This is a genomic window from Massilia aquatica (genome assembly GCF_011682045.1).
GTDB classification, from domain to species: domain Bacteria; phylum Pseudomonadota; class Gammaproteobacteria; order Burkholderiales; family Burkholderiaceae_D; genus Telluria_A; species Telluria_A aquatica.
In genome coordinates, this window is the sequence record NZ_VVIW01000074.1 from 1 (window position 1) to 860 (window position 860).

1 protein-coding gene is annotated in these 860 nt (G+C 59.2%); it reads left to right on the forward strand.

Annotated elements, in window-relative coordinates:
- A partial coding sequence (locus tag F1609_RS33930) for a DUF2169 domain-containing protein (RefSeq protein ID WP_167082340.1) occupies positions 1 to 790 on the forward strand: 790 nt, incomplete at its 5' end.
- Between the last annotated feature and the right edge of the window lie 70 nt (positions 791 to 860).

The following is an 860-nucleotide window of genomic DNA, read 5'->3' on the forward strand; positions in this document are numbered from 1 at the left end:
CCAATTTGAGGCCGGAAGCTTCTATTTCATTCGACTTTCGCACGCGAAAGTGAATCGCTATCGACGGCGGCGAAGACGCGCTTGGCATGCTCAGCGAAAAAACTGTCTGCCGCGCAGGCTCCTAGGGGACGCTTTCGCCGGCGTCCAAGGGAGCGACGCGACGCGCGCCGTTGTCGTCGACGATGGCGACGTGCTCCTGTACAAGCCGGGCACCGACGTGGTGGTGACGGGTAGCGCAAGGGCGCCGGATGGGATGGCGACGAACAGCTGGATTGCAGGCATTCGCGTTGGTGAGCTCAAGAAGCTGTTGCGTCTGAGCGGTCCGCGCCGGTTCCAGAAGGGGCTGTTGGGATGGTACCTGACGCCGGCGCAGCCGGTGATCGAAGTGGCGCTCGATTATCGTCTTGCATACGGTGGATGTATCGATATCCCGGCCGAGCTGACCAAGGACAAGGAATCTAAAACGATTGGGCATAAAAGCAATCCCGCCGGTTGCGGGTGGCTGCCGAGCGCCAGTGCGTATGCGCATCTGCCGCGTCGTGGACGCGAGCATGTCAAAAACTGGATCGCTGCCCAGACGAACGTAGTGGCGCCACAGATCGAAGATGTAGCCGAGGCGGTCGGCAATCCGTATGCGAATGTGGCGCCACAGGGCTTCAGCGCTACCGCGCGCTGGTGGTCGCCAAGAGTAGAGTTGCAAGGGAAATACGACGACATGTGGCGCGCCACTCGCTACTGCTGTGGTCTAATTTGCTCGGACACCTCAATAGGTGGAAAATCCACCATCTGAGGAGTAATACATGGCAACAAGAAAGCGGAAGACATTCGATCCCAGCCTGAAGCTGGAAGTGGTTCGAATG